Source organism: Paraburkholderia humisilvae, from assembly GCF_902859855.1.
Lineage (GTDB): Bacteria > Pseudomonadota > Gammaproteobacteria > Burkholderiales > Burkholderiaceae > Paraburkholderia > Paraburkholderia humisilvae.
In genome coordinates, this window is the sequence record NZ_CADIKH010000400.1 from 1 (window position 1) to 951 (window position 951).

The following is a 951-nucleotide window of genomic DNA, read 5'->3' on the forward strand; positions in this document are numbered from 1 at the left end:
GCGCCGGTTACCCAGCTCAAGGGGCAGGTCGGCGTGTTTCATGCGCTCATTCCGCCAGGCTATGCTCCCCTTGAACATCAGCCCGCTCGACTGTTTTGAACACCGTCCCTATTTTATGTCCCTCGGAGCAAACACATATGAGGAAGCAGAAGGTGTATCTGGCGCTGCAAAGCCAGCTCGAAAGTTTTTTGCACGATCGGAATGTGGCGCGCGCGGTGATACACCGCGTCGGGAAGCGCGACTGGCTTCCACTGATTGATGCAAGGACCGAGACTGGCGAGATCCATACATTCTCTATTCGCCTCAAGAATTCCTTTGAGCCCAGAACCTGGTCCGATGTCAGGCCACTCGTTGAATGGATTGACATGCGGCTCGGCCTCGACGAATGCTCCCTGTCACTGTCATCGCTCGAGTGGGAATCCCAAACCTTCGCCACAGAACAGTTTGCACAACCGCAACGCGCCCGGAGGTCGCGTGCCCGGCCATCTCCCGCACGACGTCGTTGATCAAAAATATTCTAACGTCCCGATAGGCCTGCTTCAGTAAACCGATGTAATTTGGGCTCGTTGCGAGAATCAAGACATCGACTGCACGGCCGAGTGTGTTCAAACCTAGAGCGATTCGAGCCATCGATTGATGACACGGTGAGGATCAATCGTAACGATCCCCCGCTCGACTTCACGAACGGAGACGACCGCATACGTATCATTGGCGTGATCGGCACGACTGTCAGGCTGGAGTCCGTCGAACAGCGCGACGGCAAGCCCCTGCGCGGTTGCGTGAGCTTGACGCGAACCGACCGCTTCATCTCGAACACGCCTATGCGTCCACCGTGCACAGTGGTAAGCACCTCGCGCTGGCCATGGTTGAAACGACATTCGCGTGAGTGCATGATGCAGCCCGGTTCTCAGTTGTGTGCTGAGGTATGTGCGCAGATGGGGCGAAGCAGGT

The 951-nt window shown here is 56.8% G+C and carries 1 protein-coding gene; it reads left to right on the forward strand.

Annotated elements, in window-relative coordinates; translation table 11 throughout:
• Positions 1-137: 137 nt before the first annotated feature.
• The gene (korA, locus tag HV796_RS42770) at positions 138-506 is read left to right on the forward strand and encodes a KorA family transcriptional regulator (RefSeq protein WP_175233618.1); all 369 of its coding nucleotides are present in this window, start codon (positions 138-140) and stop codon (positions 504-506) included.
• Positions 507-951 lie beyond the last annotated feature (445 nt).